Genomic DNA, 25,371 nt, shown 5'->3' with positions numbered 1-25,371 from the left:
AGTAAAAATCCACACAAGTTGTTCTTCTATTCTCTTAATGATCTTCTCAATGGTTCATCACCATCAAGCTAGGTCGGCTATATTACTCTAAATTTCTTCAAAGTCAACAGGTAATTTAGATATTTTATAAACTTATCAACCAACCCAAGAATCTAACCAATCTAGCCAAATCCTTGTTTATCAACAAGTTTTTATCTGCATCACCGCCGATGGATGTGCATTCTACAGCATTCCTCAACGCTTGCAACCCTGTTTTTCATTATTTTCTTTTGCATGTTTCTTTTTTCTACAAATTCATTGTTTTCGTTGTTTTTATCATCTATTTACGTATAAAAAGCAGGCTCTAGGCCTGCTCTTTATTATTTTTATTTCGATTTAGTCGGTGAAAGTCACACGTGCAATCGCTTTTTTGCCTGACTGAATGATTAAAGTTACGTTTTCTTTTACAGAGTAGCTCATATCAACCACATTCCAGTCGACTTTAACAGCGCCACGACCCACAGCGTCTTTTGCAGCGGCAGCATTCGGGTTTAAACCTGCAACTCGAAGAATGGTTGCAATAAACATCTCACCACCAAACTCAGCACGAGAAATTGTTACTTCAGGAGTATCTTCTGGAACTTCACCTTCTGTCACACGGTTGCCTGCACTCTTATGTGCATTTTCAGCTGCTTCTGCATCATGGAAACGTTCAACCAACTCAAGCGCCAAAATACGTTTGATCTCTTGTGGATTACGACCAGCAGCCATTTCATCAAGTAGAACTTTGATTTCGTCTAATGACTTAAAGCTGAGTAAATCAAAGTAACGTTCAATCAAGCTATCTGGCATCGATAGAATTTTTTGGTACATCGCACCTGGGGTATCAAATACACCAATATAGTTACCCAAAGATTTAGACATTTTATTCACGCCATCTAAACCTTCAAGAATCGGCACAGTAATGCACACTTGTGATTCTTGACCGTAACGACCTTGTAGGGTACGTCCCATCAATAAATTAAAAGTTTGGTCTGTTCCACCTAACTCAACATCAGCTTCAAGCGCAATAGAGTCATAACCTTGAACCAATGGATAAAGGAATTCGTGAATTGCGATTGGTTGATGGTTGCTATAACGCTTTGTAAAGTCATCACGCTCTAACATACGTGAAACAGTTTGTTGGCTTGCCAATTGAATGAGATCAGCAGCAGATTTTTGATTAAACCATTCTGAGTTAAAACGTACTTTGGTTTTATTTGGATCTAAAATTTTAAAAACTTGTTCCTGGTACGTTTTTGCGTTGGCAATCACCTGCTCTTGTGACAACGGCGGACGCGTTGCACTTTTGCCCGTTGGGTCACCGATCATCGCAGTGTAGTCACCAATCAAGAAAGTTACTTCATGACCAAGGTCTTGGAAAGTTTTTAACTTATTGATAAGTACGGTATGTCCTAAGTGTAAATCTGGAGCCGTTGGATCAAAACCTGCTTTCACACGGAGTGGGCGATTCTCTTTTAATTTCTTCAGTAAATCTTCTTCAGAAATAATCTCATGCGTGCCTCGTTGAATGAGAGCAAGCTGTTCTTCGGCGGGCAAGAAATTTGACATCACAAAACCTAAACACATCAGTTATTCAATTTGTGCGATATACTAACATTTTTTCAGCATCTTGCAGGGGAAGTTGTACATGAGCGCAATCTATATTGGTGTAATGACAGGCACGAGCATGGATGGTGTTGATTTTGTTGCAGCTTCATTTGAGCCTCTGATCATTCATGCGACTTTAACGCTTCCTTTCGAGCCAGAGTTACGTGATGAGTTAATGGCGTTAACATTACCTGATGACAATGAAATTGATCGCATGGGCAAAGCTGATGTGACCTTAGCGCAAATGATTGGTCATGGCATTAACCAACTTATTGAAAATAACAAGCTCGACCGAAAGCAAATTAAAGCCATTGGTTCTCATGGGCAAACCATTCGCCATCGTCCTGAACATGGTTTCACGCTACAAATCGGCGACCCTAATATTATTACTGAGATTACTCAGATTCCTGTTGTATCAGATTTTCGTCGTCGTGACATGGCGGCAGGTGGTCAAGGTGCTCCATTGGTGCCTGCTTTTCATCAAGCCTTGTTCCAACATGACAGTATCCACCGTGTCATCCTCAATCTCGGTGGAATTGCAAATGTGAGTATGCTGCCTGCTAATAATCCTGAAGCCGTTTACGGCTTTGATACTGGTCCAGCTAATATTTTGATGGACGCGTGGTGCCAACGTCATACAGGTCATCCTTATGATGAAAATGGCGACTGGGCTGCGTATGGTCAACCAATTCGTTCATTGCTAGATCGTTTACAAACCCATGAGTTCTTTGCAATCGAACCACCCAAAAGTACGGGTCGGGAAGACTTTAATCTTGAATGGCTTGATGATCAAATGATCGACTGGCGCAATGATCTTGATTATGACGAGATCGAAGATACACCCGAAAATGTACAAGCGACTTTAATGAAACTCACCACACGTGCGATTAAAAAAGCGATTTATCGTAGTAAAGAATTGATGCCAACGGGTGAGGTTTATGTCTGTGGCGGTGGTGCTTATAACTCGCATTTGCTTGAGCAACTCCGTTGGCGTTTGCGTAAACATAACTGGTCAGTACAAACCACAGATGTACTCGGTTTAGCGCCAACTTGGGTAGAAGCAACAGCGTTTGCGTGGTTGGCAATGCGTTTTGTAGATCAGTTAAGTGGTAATTTACCAGCCGTGACTGGCGCTGCTGGTGGGCGTATTCTTGGAACGATTACGGCGATATAAAAGAAATAAAAAAAGCTTCTCATTTTGAGAAGCTTTTTTTTATTTCAGTATCTTTTTAGATCGAGAAAGATGAACCACAGCCACAAGTTGTTGTTGCATTTGGGTTTTGTACCACAAAACGAGAACCTTCCAAGCCTTCTAAATAATCAACTACAGATCCAACTAAGTATTGATAACTTAGTGAATCAACTAGCATTTTCACATCGCCATTGATAAATTCTGCATCATCTTCGTTGACGCTTTCAGCAAAATTAAAACCATAAGAGAACCCAGAACAACCACCACCTGTTACATATACACGTAACATGAGATCGTTATTCCCTTCACTTTCGCGCAATTGGCGAACTTTTTTAGCCGCATTATCCGACAATTCAAGAGCTTGAGCGTTCATGATAGAGAGTCCTCAGAATTCAGTATGTCTTTAAAAAGAAAAGACCCGATATAAGTATAACATACTCATTATCGGGTCTGTATTTGAACTTTAAAGTGCGATTAAAGACTTTTTACAAGATTATTTGTAATTCTCTTCTTGCATACCGCATTCAAAATTCTTCGGATTCTCTTTACAACGGAACTGCCATAACAGTTTCATCATGCGTTTATCATAAATTCCTTTTGCTGTCAGGCTGATACGCGCTTCACGCATAAGTTTTTGATAACCAGGTTTATCTGAATCAGGAATTTCCATCCAATATTTCTGCGGAATATCTGCTTTCATTTTACCCAAGATTGTAAATGCACGTGGCAATTGTGACTTCACCCACTCTCTTGATTTTTGTCCAAAACCTTCAGGAAACTTGTCATGACGAATAATTAAATTTCCTGTCACTTGTAGGATAGGATAATTTACAATCGCCCCTTTCGTGCCTAAACCTTTGTGAAGTTCAAGTGGCTTAAATGCTGCAGCGGGTGCACCAATAATATCAACCTGACCATTATTGAACTTAGCACCAAAATTTGTAATATCAGAACTTACTGCCTGCGCACCCACTTGTGTTGCCATGATTTTTTGTGCTTCATCATAGTCTAGAACCGCAATTTTTTTACCTGCGGCTTTTGCAACAGTGTTGATATTACGATCATTCACTAGAAGATAAGCATCGCCAACTGGAATAACACCTACAACTTCATATTTACCATTGACCATGGCTTTGGCAAAAGTCGGACTCGCCAAACCCTGCATGATTTTCACAGCTAACTTAAGATCTGTAATCGCACCAATCGCATCTAAAGAGCCTGTGAACTGGTTAAATTGGCGACCACGCATCCCTGTAATACTGACACCATCACATTTACCCGCTTTGAAGTCCTCAGCGATTACAGCCTCATTTGTGCCAACACGAAGATCAATATCAGCCCCCCAGTTCTTTGCTGCAAGCTGATAGTCTTTCATTAGGGCATACACGTCACCGCTCTTACCTACGAGATCAAATACACAGATTGTTTGTTTCGCTTGAGTGCCTGCTGACACAGCAGCAATCCCTGTTGCGAGTAATAAAGTTTTAAACCATTGCATCTTATTTTTTCCTTTGCATCTATGCTGATTGTTGTGAATATTCTTAAATTCTGAATGCCACTCAATCCTAGATATGGGTCTCAAATGAATATATGTTCCTATTCAATCGTATTTAATCTTCCTGATTAAAAACATATTTTTAAATCTTCACGATTTCATTTGCTTTTTATGTCTTTATGATTGCTATATTTATTAATAAAGACAATGACTTAAATGACAACACAACAAAAACAAAAAGCCTAGAAAAATCTAGGCTTTAAGTATGCTTTTTTGCAATTCTGGATTATTCACCAGGTAATGCACATTCAAAGTTCGCTTTATCTACTGAACAACGTGCTTTTTTCAATACAGACATCATACCAGCATCATAAATACCACGCTTAGTTAAATCCATACGACCATCACGTAATAATTTTTGGTATTTTAAAGTGTCTTCAGCAGTTAATTTCATTTTGTATTTCGCTGGGATTTCAGCTTCATAACGTTTGATCATCGAGAAAGCTTTTGGAAGTTGCTTCACAAAGTAGTCACGAGATTTTTGACCAAAACCTGCTGGGAATTTTTCTGGACGAATGACAAGATCCGCAGTCACCTGAAGTACAGGGAAGTTGAACATCGCACCATTTGTACCCAAACCTTTGCTTAACTCTAATGGTTTGTACGCATAAGCTGGAGCACCAACCATATCTACTTGACCATTGTTGAATTTAGCAGCGAAGTTTGAAATATCAGAAAGAACAGCTTGAGCACCTACACGTTGCACCATGATTTTTTGTGCATCGTCATAACCCAATACTGCGAATTTTTTACCAGCTGCTTTTTCAATTGAGTTGATGTTTTTATCACGTACAAAAATATAAGCAGCACCTAATGGTGTGATACCCGCAACTTCGTATTTGTTACCACCAAGGTTGGTCGTCATTTTTGCAGCATTACGAGCATCTAGCACAAATGTGATTGCACGTTGTGCGATTTCATTGCTTGGTGCACCACCTAAAGAGTCGATAGAACCCGCAAATTTATTGTATGGACGAGCACGCATTGCTGTCATCGCTACAGCAGCACATTTACCCGCTTTAAAGTTATTGTCCGCAACCTGTTCATCTGTAAGTGCAACAAGGTTAACATCTGCGCCCCAGCCTTTTGCCGCTAAAGCCCAGTCTTGCATCATTTTGTATGATTCACCTGACTTCCCTAATAAGTCGAATACACACACGTCTACAGCTGCTTGAGTTGAAGCAGATACACCTAAGATTGAAGTTGCTGCGATAGCAAGTGCCATTTTTTTCATATTTTTCATCCTTTCACAAACTTTATGTTTGTCTCCTTGTACGAAGCAAATATTAATCATGTTTTATGAAAAAAAATAGAGCTTGTACTCTATTTTTCTTTTAACTTTGTTTAATTTTTGTCCCACTTGATGAATTAAACTTCTTTTTATAAACATATTTGTTATAAAAATTTTTCTTTTAGTTATGACCTTATACGCCATAACTAAAAGGTTACTTTTATTCTCCGCTTAGCGAACATTCAAAGTTAGTTCGCTCGACTGTACAACGAGCACGTTTAAGTACGTTCATCATCGTAGCGTCGTATACTCCTTGCTTGGTTAAATTCATACGACCATCACGCAACATCTTTTGGTAGCGCTCGCGATCTTCATTAGACAGTGTAATCCTCTTGGCATTCATCCCTGCTTCAAGGCGCTGTACCATCGAGAAATTACTTGGTAATTTTTTAATAAACCACTGTCGTGACTGTGCACCAAAATTAGCAGGAAATTTACTTGGACGAATAATCAGATCACCTGTGATATTCACCACAGGGAAATCAAACAATGCACCATTTGCTAAACCTTTGCTGATCTCTAAAGGTTTATATGCATATGCAGGCGCAGCAATCACATCTACTTTTCCGCTGTTAAACTTTTTCACAAAGTCAGAAATATCAGAAGGAACCGCAACTAAGTCAATGCTTTCAACAATCGCTTTTTGCGCCTGATCATAATGTAAGTAGGCAAACTTTTTGCCTTTGGCTTTTTCGATCGTATCAATGTTTTTATCACGCACAAAGATATACGCTAGACCGACCTGAATAATCCCTGCAACCTCAAATTTATCACCATTTACAGTTGCTGTAAGACGATGTCTATTTCGCTTATCAAGTACATAGCTAATTGCTTTTTGTGCAATCGCATTACTGGTCACTGCACCTACAGCATCAACAGACCCTGCAAATTTATTATATTTACGAGCACGCATTGAGGTCATATAGACACCATCACATTTACCCGCATCAAAATCTTTTTCTGCCTTTTCCTCATCTTGATAAGGAATTAACTCGATATCACCCTGCCAAGTTTGTGCAGAGAGTTTCCATTCTTCAATCAGTTTATAAGACTCCCCAGCCTTACCCAATAAATCGAATACGCAAATTTCTTGTTTTGCCTGTACAGGAGTAGCCACGACAAATAGAGTTGCAGCACTCAATGCCCAAAGTCCTTTTTTCATCTTGTTTTCCCTTATTTGCTGTTTTTGCATATTTTTCCATCAGCTAGAAATCAATATAGTCAGGTTTTGATTAAAAGCCCAGCATTTTTCTCTACATACGTCGAGTTTTTTTAATTTTTGATAATACTCATCACATTTTTACAAATAACGAAATGAGCTCACTTTATACGTAATCATTTCAAGGAAATGATTACGTATTCTTAAAAGAGATTTACTCTCCGCCTAATGAGCATTCAAAACTGGTTCTTTCGACCGTACAACGAGCTCTTTTCAAAACACTCATCATGATCGGATCGTAGACCCCTTGTTTGGTGAGGCTGATTCGACCATCCCTTAGTATTTGCTGATAACGAACCTCATCCTCTTTAGGAAGCTTCAGTTTATATTTTGCAGGGATTTCATTTTCTAGGCGCTTCACCATCGCAAAGCTTTTCGGAAGTTGCGTTACAAACCACTCCCTTGAACGTATCCCAAAGTTAGTTGGGAATTTTTCAGGGCGAATAATCAAATCTCCCGTAATATTCACAACAGGAAATGAAAACATTGCGCCACCTGAAGCAATCCCTCGTTCAATTTCTAAAGGTTTATAGGCATAAGCTGGTGCAGCAATGACATCGACTTGGTTACTATTAAATTTTTTCACAAAATCTGAAATTTCAGATGGAACGGAAACCATTTCGAGACTATCTACAATCACCTTTTGCGCCACGTCATAATGCAAATAGGCGAATTTTTTCCCTTTGGCTTTTTCAATGGTATTTAGATTTCTATCATGTACAAACACATAGGCCAAACCAAACTGCAAAATACCAGCCACTTCATATTTCTGATTATCTACAGTTGCTAATAAGCGGCGCTTATTTCGTTTATCTAGCGCAAAACTAATCGCTTTTTGCGCAACATGATTACTGGTCACGCCACCAATTGCATCAATCGAACCAGCAAAGCGATTATATTTACGTGCCCGCATAGAGGTCATATAAACTGCATCACATCGCCCAGCATCAAAATCATTTTGCGCTTTGGCTTCATCTTGATATGGAATCAAACGAATATCAGCTTGCCAGCTTTTAGCCATCACAGCCCATTCCTCAGTGACCTTAAAGGTATCTCCTGCTTTGCCAAGTAAATCAAATACACATACTGTTTGCTTTGCCTGTACTTGATTCATCAACCCCATTGATGCCAAAACAGATAAAACAAATAACCCCTTTTTCATTTCGTTACCCTATAAAAATAAAATGATCAAACGCACAAAAAAATTAAAATTATTCGCCCCCAAGGCTGCACTCAAAATTAGTTCGCTCAACAGTACAACGTGCTCGCTTTAATACACTCATCATCGTTGCATCATAAATTCCACGTTTGGTAAGCCCCATGCGTGCTTCACGTAAAATTTGCTGATAACGGGTTTTATCTTCATTGCTGAGATTTATTTTGTATTTGGCAGGTAAGTCTGCTTCTATTCTTTGAATCACTGCGAAATTACTTTTGAGACGGCTCAAAAACCAAGCTCTTGAGTTTTCGCCAAAATTACTGGAGAACTTATCTGGACGAATGATGAGATCCATCGTCATATTCACTGCGGGAAAGGTAATGATAGCACCGTCATTACCCAAACCTTTATCAAGCTCTAACGGTTTATAGGCATAAGCTGGCGCTGCCATGATATCGGCCTGACCATTGTTAAATTTTTTGGCGATGTCAGAAATATCAGATAGTACCGCTTGACCACCAAGGCTTTTTACAACGATCTTCTGTGCTTCGTCATAACCTAAAACCGCAAACTTTTTACCTTTAATTTGCTCGATGGTGTTTAACTTTTTATCTTTTACATAAATATAAGCTAAACCAATTTGTGAAATACCTGCGACTTCAAAGCTTTGATTGCCAATTTTGCTCGATAAGCGATGACGATTTCGTTTATCCAAAGCAAAACTAATGGCTTTCTGTGCAATCGCATAACTAGGAACAGCGCCAATCGCATCAACAGACCCTGCAAATTTATTGTAACTTCGCGCGCGCATTGAGGTCATATACACGCCATCGCATTTGCCTTGTTCAAAATCCTTTTCAGCTTGTGCTTCGTTCTGGTAACTCACCAAATCAATTTCAGTACGCCAAGTTTTAGCCATTAGCGCCCATTCTTCCATGACTTGATAAGCTTCACCTGATTTACCCAAAAGATCAAAAACACAAACCCTTGCAGCATTTGTCTGTGTACTCATTCCCAAAAAAAACACTGCCCCCAGTGCAAAAAATCCCTTGTTCATCCTTAAACCCTGTTGCTCTACTTGTAGTCTTGTTACTTATTTTTTCATATAAACTAAATAATAATCTGATTTACACGACAAAAATAGAGTTTTTACTCTATTTTAATTCTTTTCATAAAACTCTGTTTTAGAATTGCCACACTCGATAAAAAGTTGCATTCACAGCTGATCATCTTAAAATGCGGCTATCTATTCGCTATTTTGCACACTCATGATCCAATTAGACCAAGTCTCATTACGCCGTGGCGGCCGTGTTCTTTTCCAAAAAGCATCTATGCAGCTTCATCCAGGCTGGAAAATTGGTTTAACAGGTGTAAATGGGGCAGGTAAATCAACTTTATTTGCAGCCTTACTCGGTGATCTTGTTGCAGATGAAGGCAATCTCACTCGCCCATCGGTGTGGACGGTGGCACATATGGCACAAGAAATTAAAGCGTTAGAAATGCCTGCATTGGACTTTGTGCTTTCTGGTGACGAGGAATACTGGAGTATTCAAGAAAAACTTGCCAATCCAGATCAGTTGAGTAACGATGATTTAGCAAAATTACATGGGCGTTTTGATGAAATCCATGGGTATGCTGCGCCAGCCAAAGCGGCACAGCTAATGGCAGGTTTAGGCTTTTTGGATCATCAATTACGATTAAATGTTGCGAGTTTCTCTGGTGGTTGGCGTATGCGTTTGAACTTGGCGCGTACGTTGATGAGTCGTTCAGATTTATTACTTCTCGATGAACCGACCAACCACTTGGACTTGGATGCGATCTTGTGGTTAGAAGATTGGTTAAAAGCCTATGAAGGCACATTGGTTTTAATTTCGCATGACCGTGATTTCTTAGATGCAATTACCGATCATATCTTACATATCGAAAATCAAGAATTGACGCTGTACACAGGCAATTATTCAACTTTTGAAACTACACGAAGCGAACGTTTAGCACAACAACAACAGGCTTTTGAAAAGCAGCAAGAGACGCGTGCTCATCTACAAAAATTTATTGATCGTTTTAAAGCAAAGGCAACTAAAGCTCGTCAAGCACAAAGTCGTATCAAACAACTTGAACGTATGCAGCAACTCGCACCTGCACATATTGATACACCCTTTACCTTTAGTTTCCGTGAACCAACAAAAATGAGTTCGCCATTGCTCAGTCTTGATGGAGCAACAATTGGTTACGGCGATAAAATAATTGCTGAGAAAATCCGCCTGCAAATTACGCCTAACTCACGTATTGGTTTGCTTGGGATGAATGGTGCAGGTAAGTCAACACTCATTAAAACCTTGGTTGGTGATTTACCACTGCTATCAGGTGAACGAAAAGCATCTGAATTGCTCAATATTGGTTACTTTGCTCAGCATCAAATGGATGCCTTAGATGCTAATGCAAGTCCAATGTTACAGCTTGCTCGCATTGCGGACAAACAGATCAGTGAAGCATCACTGCGCGCTTTTCTAGGTGGTTTTGGTTTTAGTGGCGAGCGTATGGATACGCCATGTGAAAGTTTCTCTGGTGGCGAACGTGCTCGTCTAGCATTAGCACTGATCGTATGGCAACGTCCAAACGTGCTGATTCTGGATGAACCAACCAACCATTTAGACTTAGATATGCGCCACGCACTCAGCATGGCCTTACAAGATTTTGAAGGTGCTGTGGTCCTTGTTTCACATGAACGCCAGTTAATCGCCAGTGTTTGTGACGATTTACTGTTAGTCCATGCAGGAAAATGTACTGAGTTTGAAGGTGATCTTCAAGACTATGCGAAGTGGTTACGTGAAGCGCGACAGCAACAGATCAACGCTCAAAACGCTTTGCAACAACAAGCTTCGACTACGCAAGCACCAGTTGTCAAAATCGATAAAGAAGCTCAGCGTAAAGAAGCTGCACGTCGTAGAGAAATGACGCGACCTATTCGAAAAAACATCGAAAAAGTTGAAGCTCAAATAGAAAAAGTACAACCTCGTTTAGCGGATATTGAACACACATTAGCCGATACAGCACTTTATGAAGCAAATCGTAAAGATGACCTCATTAAGCTCATGAATGAGCAAACTGAGCTTAAAGCGAAATTAGAGCAGCAAGAAGAACAACTATTAGAGCTAATGATGGAACTAGAAGAATTAGAAAGCTCTTTCGAAGGTTAATATGATCTCACCTCATCATGTCATGCGAACATGATGGGGTTTTTCATCATCTATGAAACAGCTGATGTTTAAGATACTAAAAAGTACATTGAATACTTATAAAGTTGTCATGAATTTAGCGACAAACTCAGTTAAGGTAGAAACGATAATTTTCTCGGAAAATTGAGCTTTGGTTTCAGGCTCGATATACTCAGCTCCCATTATTGTAAAGTTATAACTTTCGAGCAAATCCTGAGGGTTAAATTTATTTAATATTTTGGTACTTCAATTTGGTGAGTACTCTATTTTTGGAATCATACAAACTGAATGAATTCTTTAGATTTTATTTTTAATTTTGAACATATCCTCCCTGTCTTGGTTCAAGAATATGGTTTATGGATCTATGCAATTCTTTTTCTGATTATTTTCTCTGAAACAGCTTTTGTATTTATGTTCTTTTTACCTGGTGATAGTCTTTTACTCACCGTTGGCGCATTGTGCGCTGTAATAGAAATTATGCATCTTGGTTATATGATTAGCCTGCTATTTGTCGCCGCGGCTTTAGGTTATATGGTGAACTATCATATTGGTCGTCATTTTGGTGATCGCATCTTCAATATGGATTCACGTTTTATCAAACAAAAGTATCTTCAAAAAACCAATAAATTCTTTTTAACACATGGCGGTAAAACAATCCTTCTTGCGCGCTTTATTCCTTTTGCCCGTTCCTTTGCACCATTGGCAGCAGGTTCTAGCAATATGAATTACACCCGATTCGTCCTTTACAATATTTTAGGTGCTTTTCTGTGGATTAGCGTTTTAGTCGGTGCAGGTTATTTATTTGGACATGCTCTGATTCAAGTCAGTGATTTTGTTGATCCATAAGTTCCACGTGAAACATCTACATTCGATAAAAAAAGAGCTTAAAATCATTGATATCTTAAGCTCTTTTTTATAGATCAAATTCAGCAACGTTTTTTTGCTTCAATGCATACTCAAATTACTTGAACTGTTGATGATATTCATTGCGAAGCTTGACCAACTTCAAAGCTTCAACTTTAGCATCCTCTAACTGCCCTTTTTCGACCAGTGCAGTCACTGCATCAATTTCAGCAATTAGTTGATCTAAACCACCTTGATAGCTTTTAACCTGATCATTTTCAGGCGTTAAACCTTCCAATTGATGCGGTAAAGATGCTTTGGAAGAAACTGCTGCTTTGCGCATTAAAGCAAGCTGCTTATTCGCCTCAGCCAAGTCATCTGTTTGAGCAAAGGCAGTTATTGTTTTGGCTAAAACATGCATATCCTTTTCAAGTTGATGCGCAGAAACAGCTTGACTTAGGAATAAAAAACCTGAGACCAAAGCACACATCAATATCCGTTTATTCATGCATTCATCCTTAAACTAAAACAAATCGATTAAGCATCAATATCAGCATTGAGCGCATTTTCTTCAATGAAGGCACGACGTGGTTCTACATCATCACCCATTAAGCATGAGAACATACGATCTGCTTCAATCGCATCATCAATAGTCACTTGAAGCATATTACGGTTCTCTGGGTCCATTGTGGTTTCCCAAAGTTGCTCAGCGTTCATCTCACCCAAACCTTTATAGCGTTGGATCATCATGCCACGACGTGAGTCTTGCAAAATATGCTGCCAAACTTGATGGAAGTTACCGACTTGAATACGGCGCTCACCTTTCTGTAAATAAGCACCTTCCTCAATTAACTTGAACCAGCTCTTCGAGTTTTTCAACAACCGTGCATATTCAGCAGAATTTAATAGACCAGCATCTAGTAAATACGAGTGCGGTAAGTTATGTACATACACAGTAACGCGTGGCCAGTAATGCGCTGATTTCTCACCTTGCGCATTTTCACGTTCAAATGCTTCTAAAGTGATTTCAGGACGCAAACTTGGTTGTAATTTTTCAATCGCAGCACGTAATTGCTCAGCCCAAGTTTCAACATATTCACGATCATCATTGTGATCTGCTTTAAATGCCTCTAACTCAAGTAAGCCATCAAGCAAGCTTGCCGGATAACGCTGAGTTAAGCGCTGTAAGCTCTTTTGCGAAACCTGATAATCGGCAATCACACTCGCAAGTGCTTCACCTGTAATCGCAGGTGCATCAGCACTAATATGCAATGAAAGTTCATCAATCGCGTTTGAAATCAGGAATGTTTCCAACGCCTCATTATCTTTGATGTACTGCTCATGCTTGCCTTTCTTCAACTTGTACAAAGGTGGTTGCGCGATATAAATATAACCACGTTCAACCAGCTCAGGCATTTGACGGAAGAAGAAGGTCAATAGCAAGGTACGAATATGTGAACCATCCACGTCCGCATCGGTCATGATAATGATTTTGTGATAACGTAATTTGTCTGGGTTGTATTCTTCACGTCCGATACCACAACCCAAAGCAGTAATTAAAGTACCCACTTCCTGACTGGAAATCATCTTGTCAAAGCGTGCACGTTCAACGTTCAAAATCTTACCTTTCAACGGTAAAATGGCCTGCATTTTACGGTTACGACCTTGTTTCGCACTACCGCCCGCAGAGTCACCCTCGACCAGATACAGTTCAGACAATGCTGGATCTTTTTCCTGACAGTCGGCCAATTTCCCTGGTAAACCGGCAATATCTAATGCACTCTTACGACGAGTCATTTCACGCGCTTTACGAGCAGCATCGCGAGCGCGTGCTGCATCAATAATTTTGCCTGCAATCGACTTAGCAGCCTGTGGGTTTTCAAGCAAATAAGCTGAAAACTCTTTGTTCATTGCCTGTTCAACAGCAGGTTTCACTTCACTCGACACCAATTTTTCTTTGGTTTGCGAAGAGAATTTTGGATCTGGCACTTTGACTGAAATAATTGCAGTTAAACCTTCACGCGCATCATCACCCGTGACTGCCACTTTTTCTTTTTTCAGTAAGCTTTCATTTTCCATGTAGCTGTTTAAGCCACGGGTCAATGCAGCACGGAAACCTGCAAGGTGTGTACCACCATCTTTTTGTGGAATGTTATTGGTAAAGCAACGGACATTCTCTTGATAGCTATCATTCCACTGTAATGCGACTTCGACACCAATGCCGTTGTCTGCATCTGTAGTGAAGTGGAAGATGTCATTCAGATGGGTTTTACCTTCGTTAATGTATTTAACGAACTCAGATAAACCACCTTCATAATCATAGATATGTTCGAGGTTCACGCGTTCATCACGCAGTACGATACGTACACCAGCATTCAAGAAAGAAAGTTCTCTTAAACGACGAGCCAAGATATCAACACTGAAAATCGTTTGGCTAAAGGTCAATTCACTCGGCCAGAAACGAACGGTTGTTCCCGATGTATCAGTTTCACCCACAACTTTTAAAGGATATTGTGGATCACCATGCGCGTATTCTTGCTCATGGATTTGCCCAGCACGATGAATCGTCAAATGCAATTTTTTAGAGAGCGCATTTACAACAGAAACACCTACCCCGTGTAAACCACCCGATACTTTATAGCTGTTGTCATCGAACTTACCACCCGCATGCAGAATGGTCAAAATCACCTCTGCTGCAGATACCCCCTCTTCAGGGTGAATGTCAGTTGGAATCCCACGGCCATTATCTGACACACTGACAGATTCATCTTCATGAATCGTCACAAGGATCTCATCACAGTGTCCAGCTAAAGCTTCATCGATGGCATTATCTACCACCTCAAACACCATATGGTGCAAACCCGTTCCGTCATCGGTGTCACCGATATACATCCCAGGGCGTTTACGAACCGCGTCTAATCCACGTAATACTTTAATACTAGAGGAATCATAAGCCTTTTCATTTGTTTGTTCTGTTTGAGAGACTGATTGAGACTCTGAACTCATGGTTACTCCCTAGTAAATATCTAATCTATCCAAAGATGAGGAAATAAAATTATGGCGCAGCAAGACTGACTTGACCGTGAACAACATGGAACAATTGAAAAGAAATCGACAAATCATGTAAGTGTTTTAATACCGACGCATGGTCTAAGGTTGTCATAAAAACCTGACTTCCTAACTGACTCAGTCGCTCAATTAAACGTTGCTGTGCAGCTAAATCTAACTCTGCTGTCAGATCATCTAATAATACCACAGTTTCCTTATTACTCGCATGCAGCATTGCAATTTGTGACAGTTTTAATGCCATGATTAACAACTTTTTTTGCCCCCGAGATAACACATCATCAGCGTTACCAAAAGGAGTTTTTAAACGCAGATCTGCCCGATGTGGACCATACTCGGTATAACGTCGATCTAGATCTTTTTGATGCTGTTGAATGAGGTCTTGGAGTAATCCTTGCTCAGTGTGAAATCCAGCACTGTACTCCAACTCAATTTCAAGATTTGGCAATAACTGTTGTAAATCCTCTTGGAAAAACTGATTCCATTGCTCCACAATTCCAACACGCTGTGAGTGCAAAATTTCGCCATAGTCACTGAGCATTTTATTCCACGGCTCTAAATCAGCCAGAGTTAAATTACGCCGTGTTTTGAGTAAACTATTTCGTTGCTTTAATGCACGTGAATAATATTGCCATGCAAAATAAAAATCAGGTTCCACGTGGAACATCAACCAGTCTAATAACTGCCGCCGTGGTTTCGCACCATGATCGATAATATCGGTACTTTGCGGATCAATATGCTGAAGAGGCAGTAACTTTGCGAGCTGCCCTTGTGTCGCAATCGTATCGCCATTGACTTTGATGAGCTGCTCACCAGACGCAAGCTTCTGCATTCCGATTCGTTCATTCGCTGATTGCGCAAAAACAATGGCATCTGCGGCATCGTATTGGATGTAATGTTTGGGAATATGGGTGCGAAACGAGCGACCTGTCGCCAATAAATGAATTGACTCTAAAATAGAGGTCTTTCCAGAACCATTTGCACCATAAAAAATATTAAACGGTTGCAACTCATTGAGTGCAACCGCTTTTAGATTCCGTACACGTTCGATATTTAAACGCGTGATTTGCATGATTTAGACTCGAATCATCAATACAAATTAAACTCGCATTGGCATCACAACATAAGTTTGATCTGGATGTGCAGGATCCTGAACCAACACAGATTGATTGGCTTCAGTCATGCTCATTTTCACATCATCACCATCTAAAACGCTTAAAACATCAAGGATATACTGTGCATTAAATGACATTTCTAATGGCGCATCTTGATATTGGATCGCTAAATCTTCAACCGCTTCGTCTTGTTCAGGGTTATTCGCTCGTAATTGCAATGAATCTTGATTAAAGTTTAAGAAAACACCACGTAATTTTTCATTACTTAGAATCGCAACACGTTGCAATGATTGCTTAAATACATCATGCGCTATAAACACATGCTTATCCCCACCTTTAGGAATGACACGGCGATAATCTGGGAATTTACCATCGATCAATTTCGTCGTGAAACGAACAACAATATCACCCTGCTCTTTATCACGGCTCGGGGTATTAATCGTGACATTCAACAACTCACGACCAATTAATAAAGTGAGTTGTTCATCTTCAATACTAAGTAAACGTTGTAATTCACCCACCGCTTTACGGGGAACAATCGCTTGAATCGGAGCTGATGCAGTTGATGAAGCCAATACTTCACATAACGCTAAACGATGACCATCTGTCGTCACTGTACGCAGTTGATTTTGATCAATTTCTAACAATGTACCCGTCAAATAAAAACGTACATCCTGAACCGCCATTGCAAACGCTGTTTTTTCAAATAAACGTTTTAATTCACGCTGAGTGACTTGAACTTGTGTACCCTGACTGTTTTCAGTGGTGAGTAATGGATAATCTTCTGCAGGCAATGTACCTAAAACAAAACGGCTATTCCCTGACTTTAAAATACAACGCTGATCTTCTGTGATTTGCAAATCGATCAAGGCCGCAGTAGGCAGAGATTTACAAATTTCAACCAACTTACGTGCAGGTACAGTCGTTTCACCCGCTTCTAAGCAAGCACCTTCTGCTAAGGTCGTACTTGCAACCAATTCAACTTCCAAGTCAGAACCAGTAATGGTCAAAGCTTGTTGCGTAGTTTGAATTTTTACGTTTGAAAGAATGTTCAAAGTATGACGGCGTTCTACAGCCCCCACCACATGTGATAAAACATTGAGTAAACTTTCTTTAGCGATTTTCAAACGCACGATTTTTTCCTCTTACAACGGAAGCTGAATATGAATGTTAGCAGTGTACTATGCTGCACTTAAAAGCAGTTTGCAACTCTGAAAAATAGATTAACTTTGTAACAAGCGAAGTAAATTTTTATAGTCTTCATTAAAAATAGGATCTTCTTCCCGCAAGCTCACTACTTTTTCACAGGCATGCATCACCGTACTGTGATCACGTCCACCAAATGCCATACCAATTTCAGGGAAACTATCCCCTGTTAATTCTCGAGCCAAACCCATCGCCAACTGACGTGGACGTGCATAAATACGAGTTCGTTTAGGCCCTGTTAACTCTTTCAGCGGAATACGGAAATATTCGCTGACCACACGCTGGATATTTTCAACACTAATCGTTCGTGCACGAATCGCCAGAACATCTTTTAAAGATTCACGCACCACATCTAGATCAATCGCAGTACCTTTAAAACGTGAAATCGCGACCACTTTATTTAAAGCACCTTCAAGTTCACGAACGTTCGCAACCACTTGTTGAGCAATAAATAATGCACAATTTCGAGGTAAATCTACACCACTATTTTCTGCTTTCTTTAATAAAATTTCGATACGAGTTTCAATATCTGGTGGCTCAACACCAACTGATAACCCCCAAGAGAATCGAGAAACTAGACGCGGATCAAGTTCGGTTAATTCTTTTGGATAACGGTCTGAGGTTAAGATGATTTGCTTAGATTCATCAAGTAAAGCATTGAAAGTATAGAAAAACTCAACGAGACTCGCTTCTTTTCCTGCGAGTAAATGAATATCATCCACCAATAATAAATCTAATGAACGGCAATTTTTCTTAAATTCTTCAACCTTGCCTTTTTGCAATGAACTCACAAAATCTTGAACAAAACTTTCTGAAGTCATATACATCACACGCGCATTTGGTTTTGCCTGTAATAAAGCATTACCAACGGCTTGCATTAAGTGCGTTTTACCAAGACCTGTAGGACCGTATAAAAATAAAGGGTTATGCTGAGATGCTCCCAGTTGCGTCAACACCTTGCGACAAGTTTCCGCAGCCATTTGGTTGGAACGACCTTCGACAAACAAAGAAAAAGTAAACAATGGGTTTAACTGTCTTTTCTTTGGAATTTTGCTGACGTTTTGACTTGGTTGGACTAAATCAGGTTCTTTTTTGGCTTTAGTTTGTATTGATGGTGGCGGTGTTGAACTTAGAGCGGCAGTTGTAGTCGCAGGTTGCTCATTAGACGACAAAATCGTTCCTGGGCGAGAATCCACCAAAATTTCGACTTGACGAACGCGACCTTCAGAAAGTTGTTCAGCAAGAATAGAAATTAACTCTAAATGATTGTCTTGAATATAGCGGGTCCAATAAGGGTTAGGTGCATATAAACGCATCACACCATCAACCTCTTCAGCAACCAAAGGACGAATCCACATTGCAAAGACGTTATCAGAGAGCTCTTGTCGCAAGCGAGTTAAGCAGTCTGTCCAAAGCATGTGCATCCCCTATCTATCCATTTTTTAAATTCAAAAAATAAAAACCACGCACCCTCATCTTTCAAAGGGGTCGCCATTCTAACCAAGTTATCCACATCTGTCAGGCAAATTTATAGAACTTTCGCTGAAAAATAAAACATTCGTTAATAAATTTAAATTTAAAAGCACATGTGCATAACTTTTTGCAGAAGCTGTGGATAGTTTCGCACTTCGAGTTATCCACAATCCATAAAGGCAATAAAAACACCATTATCCACAAGCTAAACGCATGTTTGTTTTTAAAAAAAATTAACTTTCCACAGAATAAATCCACACTAATAAGAATAAATTTAAATTTTAAAATTTGAATTTACTTATAAGGATGATTCGAATTGTGGATAACTGAGCATATCGAAATTTAAATTCAAAATCCAAGAAATAAATTTAAACTGAGAGGTATGTTGTTGATAACAATGTTTATAGGCTGTGAATATAAATGAATTGCGATATAATTTAAATAGATAGCTTGTGTATATTTTTTGTTGCTACTTAAATTATAGAAAATGAGAGAGTTGTAGTTGGTTCAAAACAGCACAAACAAAATGTAAAGTTTTTGATTTTTCATTGACAGCGTAAACATTGCACAATAAAATCGCGGACCTTTATAGAAAGATCATTTTGGGAGTTTCGATATGAAACGTACTTTCCAACCATCTGAATTAAAGCGTAAACGCGTTCATGGTTTCCGTGCTCGTATGGCAACTAAAGCTGGTCGTCAAGTTTTAGCTCGTCGTCGTGCGAAAGGTCGTCATAGCTTAACTGTTTAATTACTGTTAAGTAGACCAGACTTGGGTGATGACACTTTACAGTTTTGGCACTGAATCTCGTATTCGTTGTGCTGCAGATTATAAAAGCGTATTTGATGGTGCGCTTTTTAAAGTGCATCAACCCCATTTCCTATTTTTAGCAAAATTAACCGAACAGCCTAAAAGCCGTTTGGGTATTGTCGTTGCTAAAAAAAAGGTGCGTCGTGCACATGAGCGAAATCGAATAAAACGTCTTGCTCGAGAGAGCTTTCGTTTACATCAAGCGCAATTTAATGCTGATATCGATATTGTAGTGATGCCTAAAGTTGGTATAGAAGCAATCGCAAATAAAGAATTACTTCAACAATTAGATTTTGCTTGGCAAAAATTACAACGTTTAGCAAAGAAGCATTCTAAAGTCGTTGTGGCACCCCTCCAAAATTAGAGAATCTCTAATGGTACGTTTACTGCATTGGTTGATCAGATGTTACCAAATCGCAATTAGTCCATTATTGGGTCCTCGTTGTCGCTATATTCCCACTTGCTCACAATATGCAATTGAAGCATTGCAAACACATGGTGCAGTAAAAGGTGTATGGCTATCAACGAAACGCGTCTGTCGTTGTCATCCTTGGGGCGGTTCTGGATATGATCCTGTGCCACCAAAAGCACTTCGTTTTATTTCGTTTCATCAAATAGATTCTCAAAAGCATCACGTTGCTGTACCCTTTCGTGATCGTTTATTCAAGCAAAATCTCTTTAATCATTTGGGATAATAGATATGCAACAATGGGCCAGATTTGCAATTCTTGGAGCCATGTTTGTTACCGCATATTTGCTAATTTTGGCTTGGCAAAAAGATTATGGTCATGCGCAAACAACACCGCAACAACCTGCGGCAGTTGTGACTGCACATGATGTATCTGCAGATTTGCCAAATACACAAAATGCAACAGCGGCTTCAGACTTGCCACAAGCAAATGTGACTACATCGCAAGCCACAGAAACACCTTCTGTGACTCAGCAATTGATTTCGGTAAAAACCGATCTTTATCATCTTTGGATCAATCCGAAAGGTGGTGATATTGTCCGTATTGAATTGTTAAGCCATGACGAAAGTAAAGACAGCGAAAAACCATTCGTTATGCTTGAAAGTGATGCGAAACGTACTTACGTTGCTCAATCAGGTTTAATTGGCTTAAATGGACCAGATAGCAGCCGTAATGGTCGTCCAATGTATGATGTGGAAAAAACATCTTATACCTTGGCTGATGCAAAAAGTGTTGCTGCTCAAGATGGGAAAACCAGTCAAGTTTTAACCGTTCCATTGGTTTTTAAAACACCTGAAGGCGTTGAAGTCATCAAGACGTTTACGTTCACGCAAGGTGATTATCCAATTACGGTAAAACATCAAGTGATTAACCGTAGCCAGCAAAACTGGCAAGGTCAAATGTTTGGTCAGTTGAAACGTGATAATTCGGATGACCCTGGCAAGTCTTCGCAAGGTATTTTCACTTTAGGTACTTACCTAGGTGGGGCATGGGGTACACCTGAAGAACATTATAACAAGTTGAAATTTGCGAATTTTAACGATGAAAAGTTGAATGTTGAAGCCAAAGGTGGCTGGGTTGCTATGGTTCAGCACTATTTCGTCAGTGCGTGGATTCCTGGTGATTTAAAACTTACTCAAGCGAATGGTCAGCCTTATACTGCGAAACTAGAGTCACGTCAGTCTGCTGATGGCATGAATATCATGGGCTTCACTTCTCCAGTGATTAATGTACCTGCGGGTACATCAATGGAAGTGGATGCGAAACTTTATTCTGGTCCAAAAATTCAATCTGAGCTTAAAGATTTAGCCGCAGGTTTAAACCAAACTGTAGATTATGGTTGGTTATGGCCAATTGCAAAACTCTTATTCTTGGGCTTGCAATTCTTCCATAACATCATTGGTAACTGGGGTTGGTCAATTATCTTCTTGACGATCTTGGTGAAAGCGATTTTATGGCCACTTTCTTCGAAAAGTTATCGTTCGATGGCAAAAATGCGTGTGATTGCACCTGAAATGCAGCGCATGAAAGAAGAATTTGGTGAGGACCGCATGCGCTTCTCTCAAGAAATGATGGCGTTATATAAGCGCGAGCAAGTAAATCCACTGTCTGGATGCTTACCGTTATTATTACAAATGCCAATCTTCTTAGCGTTGTACTGGGTATTGATGGAATCTGTAGAACTCCGTCATGCACCTTGGTTAGGTTGGATTCAGGATTTATCTGCGATGGATCCATGGTTTATCTTGCCGTTGATCATGGGTGTGACCATGTTTGTGCAGCAAATGTTAAACCCGCAACCGACTGATCCAATGCAGGCAAAAGTATTCCGTATCATGCCAATCATGTTTACGGTATTCATGTTGTTCTTCCCTGCTGGTTTAGTGCTTTACTGGATCGTCAACAACAGTATTACCATTTTGCAACAATGGTTTATTAACAAAGGTGTCGAAAAAGACCGTCTCAACAAGGTTGAGTCAGCGTCTTAATCTCGAACTTTTACTGAATAAATCCGCTTAAGATGGTAATCTTAGGCGGATTTTTCTTTGTCTGTATTAAGGGTGCTTGATTACATCATCCTTGCTTTTTCTAGGTGAATTTAACATGCAACATCAAACCACAATTGCTGCGATTGCTACCCCTTTAGGTCGTGGTGGTGTGGGCGTGATTCGTCTGTCTGGGCCAAAAGCTTATGCGATTGCAGCGCAACTGACGCAAAAAAGTCTTCCTATTGCACGTATGGCTGGTTTTCGTCAGTTCTATGATGCTGATGGTTCCATCATGGACGAAGGGATTGTGCTATGTTTTACGAATCCTCATTCGTTCACGGGTGAAGATGTCGTGGAGTTGCAGGGTCACGGTGGTCCAGTCATCCAGAATGCCTTGTTGGCACGTTTACTCGATTTGGGTGCGACTGCTGCAAAAGCGGGTGAGTTTTCCATGCGCGCTTTTGAAAATGGCAAGATGGATTTGGTGCAGGCTGAAGCGATTGCTGACTTGATTGATGCGACCTCACAGGCGGCTGCACGTTCTGCGGTTCGTTCATTACAAGGTGTATTTTCAACCAAAATTAATACGGTTTTAGAAAAACTCATTCATTTACGGTTACATGTCGAAGCAGCGATTGATTTTCCAGAAGAAGAAATTGATTTCCTTGCGGATGGTAAGATCTTAGCGCTATTGGATGATGTACAAGACTCGGTTAAAGCGGTACAGCAATCTGCACGTCAAGGACAGCTGTTACGTGAGGGTTTACAGGTCGTCATTGCGGGTAAGCCAAATGCGGGTAAATCGAGCCTGTTAAATGCACTTGCAGGGCATGAGCGTGCGATTGTGACGGATATTGCGGGAACGACTCGAGATGTGTTGCATGAAAAAATCAGTTTGAATGGTTTACCAATTACTTTAACTGATACCGCTGGTTTACGTGAAACAGGTGATATTGTCGAACAAGAAGGGATTCGTCGTGCCATTAAGGAAATTGAACAGGCGGATTTATTACTACTGGTTTATGATTTAAATCAAGGCGATGAACCGTTACAGCTAGCACGTGAATATTTTGCCGATCATCTTGAGCCGAAGCGTTTACTGTTAATTGGCAATAAATGCGATTTAACGGGTCAGGATGCGACTTTAAGTGATTATCAGGGCTTCCGTCATATCAGTGTGTCTGCTAAACAGGATATGGGTGTTGAGGCGCTTATAGATGCGATTACAGCGCATGCAGGCTTTCAGCCAGAGGAAGACACCTTTATTGCGAGAACGCGTCATTTAGATGCAATGAAGCGCACTCAGCGCTATTTGTCTGAGGCGCGTGAGCAGTTGGTGGTGTTTAACGCAGGTGAGTTAGTTGCTGAATCATTGCGATTGGCACAAAATGCCTTGGGCGAAATTACGGGTGATTTTAGTGCTGATGATCTATTAGGTAAGATTTTTGGTTCTTTTTGTATTGGTAAATAAATTTTTATAATTATGAAAAAAGCGTAGATTTTATTCAAACCTACGCTTTTTTATATTTAAGCTTCCTCTTGCTCTTCAGCTTTTTCTTCTTCCTTTACCATGTTGAGTGCAGTTGCAGCGACAGGTACACCCTCTTGGCGGTTACTTTTCAATTTGATTTGTAAGCGTAATTCATTGACTGAATCTGCATTTCGCAACGCCTCGTCATAGCTAATCGCACCTTCGTTATAGAGATCAAACAAGGCCTGATCAAACGTTTGCATACCCAATTCACGTGATTTGCTCATAATTTCTTTAAGCACATGGAATTGTCCTTTTAGAATATTATCTGCAATCAATGGGGTATTGAGTAGAATCTCAATTGCTGCACGACGACCTTTACCATCCTCAGTACGAACTAAGCGCTGTGAAATAATGGCTTTCATATTGGATGATAAATCCATCAGCAATTGATTACGGCGCTCTTCTGGGAAGAAGTTAATTATACGGTCTAAGGCTTGGTTAGCATTATTTGCGTGTAAAGTCCCTAAACAGAGATGTCCTGTTTCCGCAAAAGCAATCGCATGTTCCATGGTTTCAGTATCGCGGATCTCTCCAATCAGAATGACATCAGGCGCTTGGCGTAAGGTGTTTTTCAAAGCGTGATGCCATGAGTGGCAATCAACGCCAACCTCACGATGCGTAATCATCGATTTTTTGTGTTTGTGTACATATTCCACAGGGTCTTCAACGGTGATGATATGGCCTGCTGAATTCTCATTGCGATGATCAATCATGGCTGCTAAAGAGGTTGACTTACCTGAGCCAGTACCACCAACGACCAACACTAAACCACGTTTTTCCATGATCACATTTTTAAGTGACTCAGGTAGTTTTAGTTTTTGAAAGGTTGGAATTTCAGAGGTAATGGTACGAATGACCATCCCGATTTGAAGTTGTTGTTTGAATACATTGACGCGGAAACGTGAAACATTGGGAACATTAATGGCGAAATTACATTCCCATTCATTTTCAAATTCTTGTCTTTGCTTTTCATTCATCAAACTATAAGCAAATAATTTGGTTTTATCAGCTGTTAGAGCCTGCTGTCCCAAAGGTCGCATTAGACCTTGTAATTTAATACTCGGCGGAAAATCAGCGGTTATAAATAAATCAGAGCCACCATATTCCACAACTTTAGTGAGCATATGGAACATAAAGGTTTTGGCTTCTTCTAATAATTCAGCATTGTACATTGATATACCCAGATTTTTTAAAGCATTTAGAATTGCAATTAAGTTGGATGAAACTAAAAACACAGATTTAAGAGAACATATCCTTGTTTCTTAAAAATTAAGCAGCGCAATATGACAAAATTGGTGATTACGCTGCTATGAATCTTTGGTTTAGAGAGATGATTTAATTTCGATGAGATTATTCCAAAGATCAACTCTACGATCTACTTGGTTTTAAATTTATAGTAATAATTTCAATGTGATGTGATAAAAATTGTCAGCTTTTTACTTAAAATATGCTTTAACTTGAGAACTCCATCAAATTGATTGAAATGAATAGAACGTTCCACGTGAAACATGGGGCGATTGGTTTGATTTTGGTTGTGACTCCGTAAGCTTTGCAGTCTCAATAAATCAGAGTGATTACAATAGCCGCTGATTTTAAAATTGAGTT

General features: G+C 39.9%; 21 protein-coding genes. 8 read left to right on the top strand and 13 right to left on the bottom strand.

All coding sequences use genetic code 11. The features are described 5' to 3' along the window. Positions 1–375: 375 nt before the first annotated feature. Positions 376–1,608 (bottom strand): tyrosine--tRNA ligase, encoded by a 1,233-nt coding sequence (gene tyrS, locus F959_RS16375; protein ID WP_029424915.1) that lies wholly within the window; start codon positions 1,606–1,608, stop codon positions 376–378. Between the two features lie 61 nt (positions 1,609–1,669). Here tyrS and F959_RS16370 point away from each other — a divergent pair, with 61 nt between their 5' ends. Then, positions 1,670–2,803, top strand: coding sequence for an anhydro-N-acetylmuramic acid kinase (locus F959_RS16370; protein ID WP_004882266.1), 1,134 nt, complete (start codon positions 1,670–1,672; stop codon positions 2,801–2,803). A 55-nt stretch (positions 2,804–2,858) separates the two neighbouring features. On the opposite strand, the gene erpA is transcribed toward F959_RS16370, so the two are convergent. The 6 genes from erpA to F959_RS16340 form a co-directional block, all read right to left on the bottom strand. Next, on the bottom strand, positions 2,859–3,194 hold the full coding sequence (erpA, locus tag F959_RS16365) for an iron-sulfur cluster insertion protein ErpA (RefSeq protein ID WP_004882264.1): 336 nt from the start codon (positions 3,192–3,194) through the stop codon (positions 2,859–2,861). 120 nt (positions 3,195–3,314) lie between these two features. Next, the gene (locus F959_RS16360; protein WP_004882262.1) at positions 3,315–4,319 is read right to left on the bottom strand and encodes a putative solute-binding protein; all 1,005 of its coding nucleotides are present in this window, start codon (positions 4,317–4,319) and stop codon (positions 3,315–3,317) included. Positions 4,320–4,602: 283 nt separating this feature from the next. Further along, positions 4,603–5,610, bottom strand: coding sequence for a putative solute-binding protein (locus F959_RS16355; protein WP_004882261.1), 1,008 nt, complete (start codon positions 5,608–5,610; stop codon positions 4,603–4,605). A 217-nt stretch (positions 5,611–5,827) separates the two neighbouring features. Continuing rightward, complete coding sequence (locus F959_RS16350; protein ID WP_004882260.1) at positions 5,828–6,829, bottom strand: putative solute-binding protein; 1,002 nt, start codon at positions 6,827–6,829, stop codon at positions 5,828–5,830. Between the two features lie 211 nt (positions 6,830–7,040). After that, entirely contained in the window at positions 7,041–8,048 is a 1,008-nt protein-coding gene (locus tag F959_RS16345) for a putative solute-binding protein (RefSeq protein ID WP_004882258.1), read from the bottom strand. A 49-nt stretch (positions 8,049–8,097) separates the two neighbouring features. Next, on the bottom strand, positions 8,098–9,102 hold the full coding sequence (locus tag F959_RS16340) for a putative solute-binding protein (protein ID WP_004882256.1): 1,005 nt from the start codon (positions 9,100–9,102) through the stop codon (positions 8,098–8,100). A gap of 211 nt (positions 9,103–9,313) precedes the next feature. Here F959_RS16340 and F959_RS16335 point away from each other — a divergent pair, with 211 nt between their 5' ends. Further along, positions 9,314–11,242 (top strand): ATP-binding cassette domain-containing protein, encoded by a 1,929-nt coding sequence (locus F959_RS16335; RefSeq protein ID WP_004882255.1) that lies wholly within the window; start codon positions 9,314–9,316, stop codon positions 11,240–11,242. Between the two features lie 306 nt (positions 11,243–11,548). Beyond that, the gene (locus tag F959_RS16330) at positions 11,549–12,106 is read left to right on the top strand and encodes a VTT domain-containing protein (protein ID WP_004882253.1); all 558 of its coding nucleotides are present in this window, start codon (positions 11,549–11,551) and stop codon (positions 12,104–12,106) included. Between the two features lie 115 nt (positions 12,107–12,221). Here the strand turns inward: F959_RS16330 and cybC are convergent, their stop codons facing one another. From cybC to dnaA, 5 genes are all read right to left on the bottom strand, one after another. Further along, entirely contained in the window at positions 12,222–12,611 is a 390-nt protein-coding gene (gene cybC, locus F959_RS16325; RefSeq protein ID WP_004882251.1) for a cytochrome b562, read from the bottom strand. Between the two features lie 29 nt (positions 12,612–12,640). Continuing rightward, positions 12,641–15,109 carry a DNA topoisomerase (ATP-hydrolyzing) subunit B gene (gene gyrB, locus F959_RS16320; RefSeq protein ID WP_004882250.1) on the bottom strand — a complete coding sequence of 823 codons (2,469 nt, stop codon included), beginning with the start codon at positions 15,107–15,109 and terminating at the stop codon, positions 12,641–12,643. Between the two features lie 49 nt (positions 15,110–15,158). Beyond that, positions 15,159–16,241 (bottom strand): DNA replication/repair protein RecF, encoded by a 1,083-nt coding sequence (gene recF / locus F959_RS16315; protein ID WP_004882248.1) that lies wholly within the window; start codon positions 16,239–16,241, stop codon positions 15,159–15,161. A 27-nt stretch (positions 16,242–16,268) separates the two neighbouring features. Further along, positions 16,269–17,417, bottom strand: coding sequence for a DNA polymerase III subunit beta (gene dnaN / locus F959_RS16310; RefSeq protein WP_004882247.1), 1,149 nt, complete (start codon positions 17,415–17,417; stop codon positions 16,269–16,271). 90 nt (positions 17,418–17,507) lie between these two features. Then, complete coding sequence (dnaA, locus tag F959_RS16305; protein ID WP_004882244.1) at positions 17,508–18,908, bottom strand: chromosomal replication initiator protein DnaA; 1,401 nt, start codon at positions 18,906–18,908, stop codon at positions 17,508–17,510. A gap of 671 nt (positions 18,909–19,579) precedes the next feature. On the opposite strand from dnaA, the gene rpmH reads away from it, so the two are divergent. The 5 genes from rpmH to mnmE all read left to right on the top strand — a co-directional run bounded on the left by rpmH (position 19,580) and on the right by mnmE (position 23,703). Further along, on the top strand, positions 19,580–19,714 hold the full coding sequence (gene rpmH / locus F959_RS16300; protein WP_000831329.1) for a 50S ribosomal protein L34: 135 nt from the start codon (positions 19,580–19,582) through the stop codon (positions 19,712–19,714). A gap of 28 nt (positions 19,715–19,742) precedes the next feature. After that, positions 19,743–20,138, top strand: coding sequence for a ribonuclease P protein component (gene rnpA, locus F959_RS16295; protein ID WP_004882241.1), 396 nt, complete (start codon positions 19,743–19,745; stop codon positions 20,136–20,138). 10 nt (positions 20,139–20,148) lie between these two features. Beyond that, positions 20,149–20,469 (top strand): membrane protein insertion efficiency factor YidD, encoded by a 321-nt coding sequence (gene yidD, locus F959_RS16290; protein ID WP_004882239.1) that lies wholly within the window; start codon positions 20,149–20,151, stop codon positions 20,467–20,469. Between the two features lie 5 nt (positions 20,470–20,474). Further along, positions 20,475–22,232, top strand: coding sequence for a membrane protein insertase YidC (gene yidC, locus F959_RS16285; RefSeq protein WP_004882236.1), 1,758 nt, complete (start codon positions 20,475–20,477; stop codon positions 22,230–22,232). Positions 22,233–22,347: 115 nt separating this feature from the next. Continuing rightward, positions 22,348–23,703: a tRNA uridine-5-carboxymethylaminomethyl(34) synthesis GTPase MnmE gene (gene mnmE / locus F959_RS16280; RefSeq protein WP_004882234.1), complete on the top strand. Its 1,356-nt coding sequence runs from the start codon at positions 22,348–22,350 to the stop codon at positions 23,701–23,703. 56 nt (positions 23,704–23,759) lie between these two features. Here mnmE and F959_RS16275 read toward each other — a convergent pair whose 3' ends face one another. Beyond that, on the bottom strand, positions 23,760–24,938 hold the full coding sequence (locus F959_RS16275) for a PilT/PilU family type 4a pilus ATPase (protein WP_004882232.1): 1,179 nt from the start codon (positions 24,936–24,938) through the stop codon (positions 23,760–23,762). Between the last annotated feature and the right edge of the window lie 433 nt (positions 24,939–25,371).

It is taken from the genome of Acinetobacter venetianus RAG-1 = CIP 110063 (assembly GCF_000368585.1).
Classification (GTDB): domain Bacteria; phylum Pseudomonadota; class Gammaproteobacteria; order Pseudomonadales; family Moraxellaceae; genus Acinetobacter; species Acinetobacter venetianus.
The sequence above is the reverse complement of the archived record's forward strand: the minus strand, read 5'-3'. Positions and strand labels throughout refer to the sequence as shown.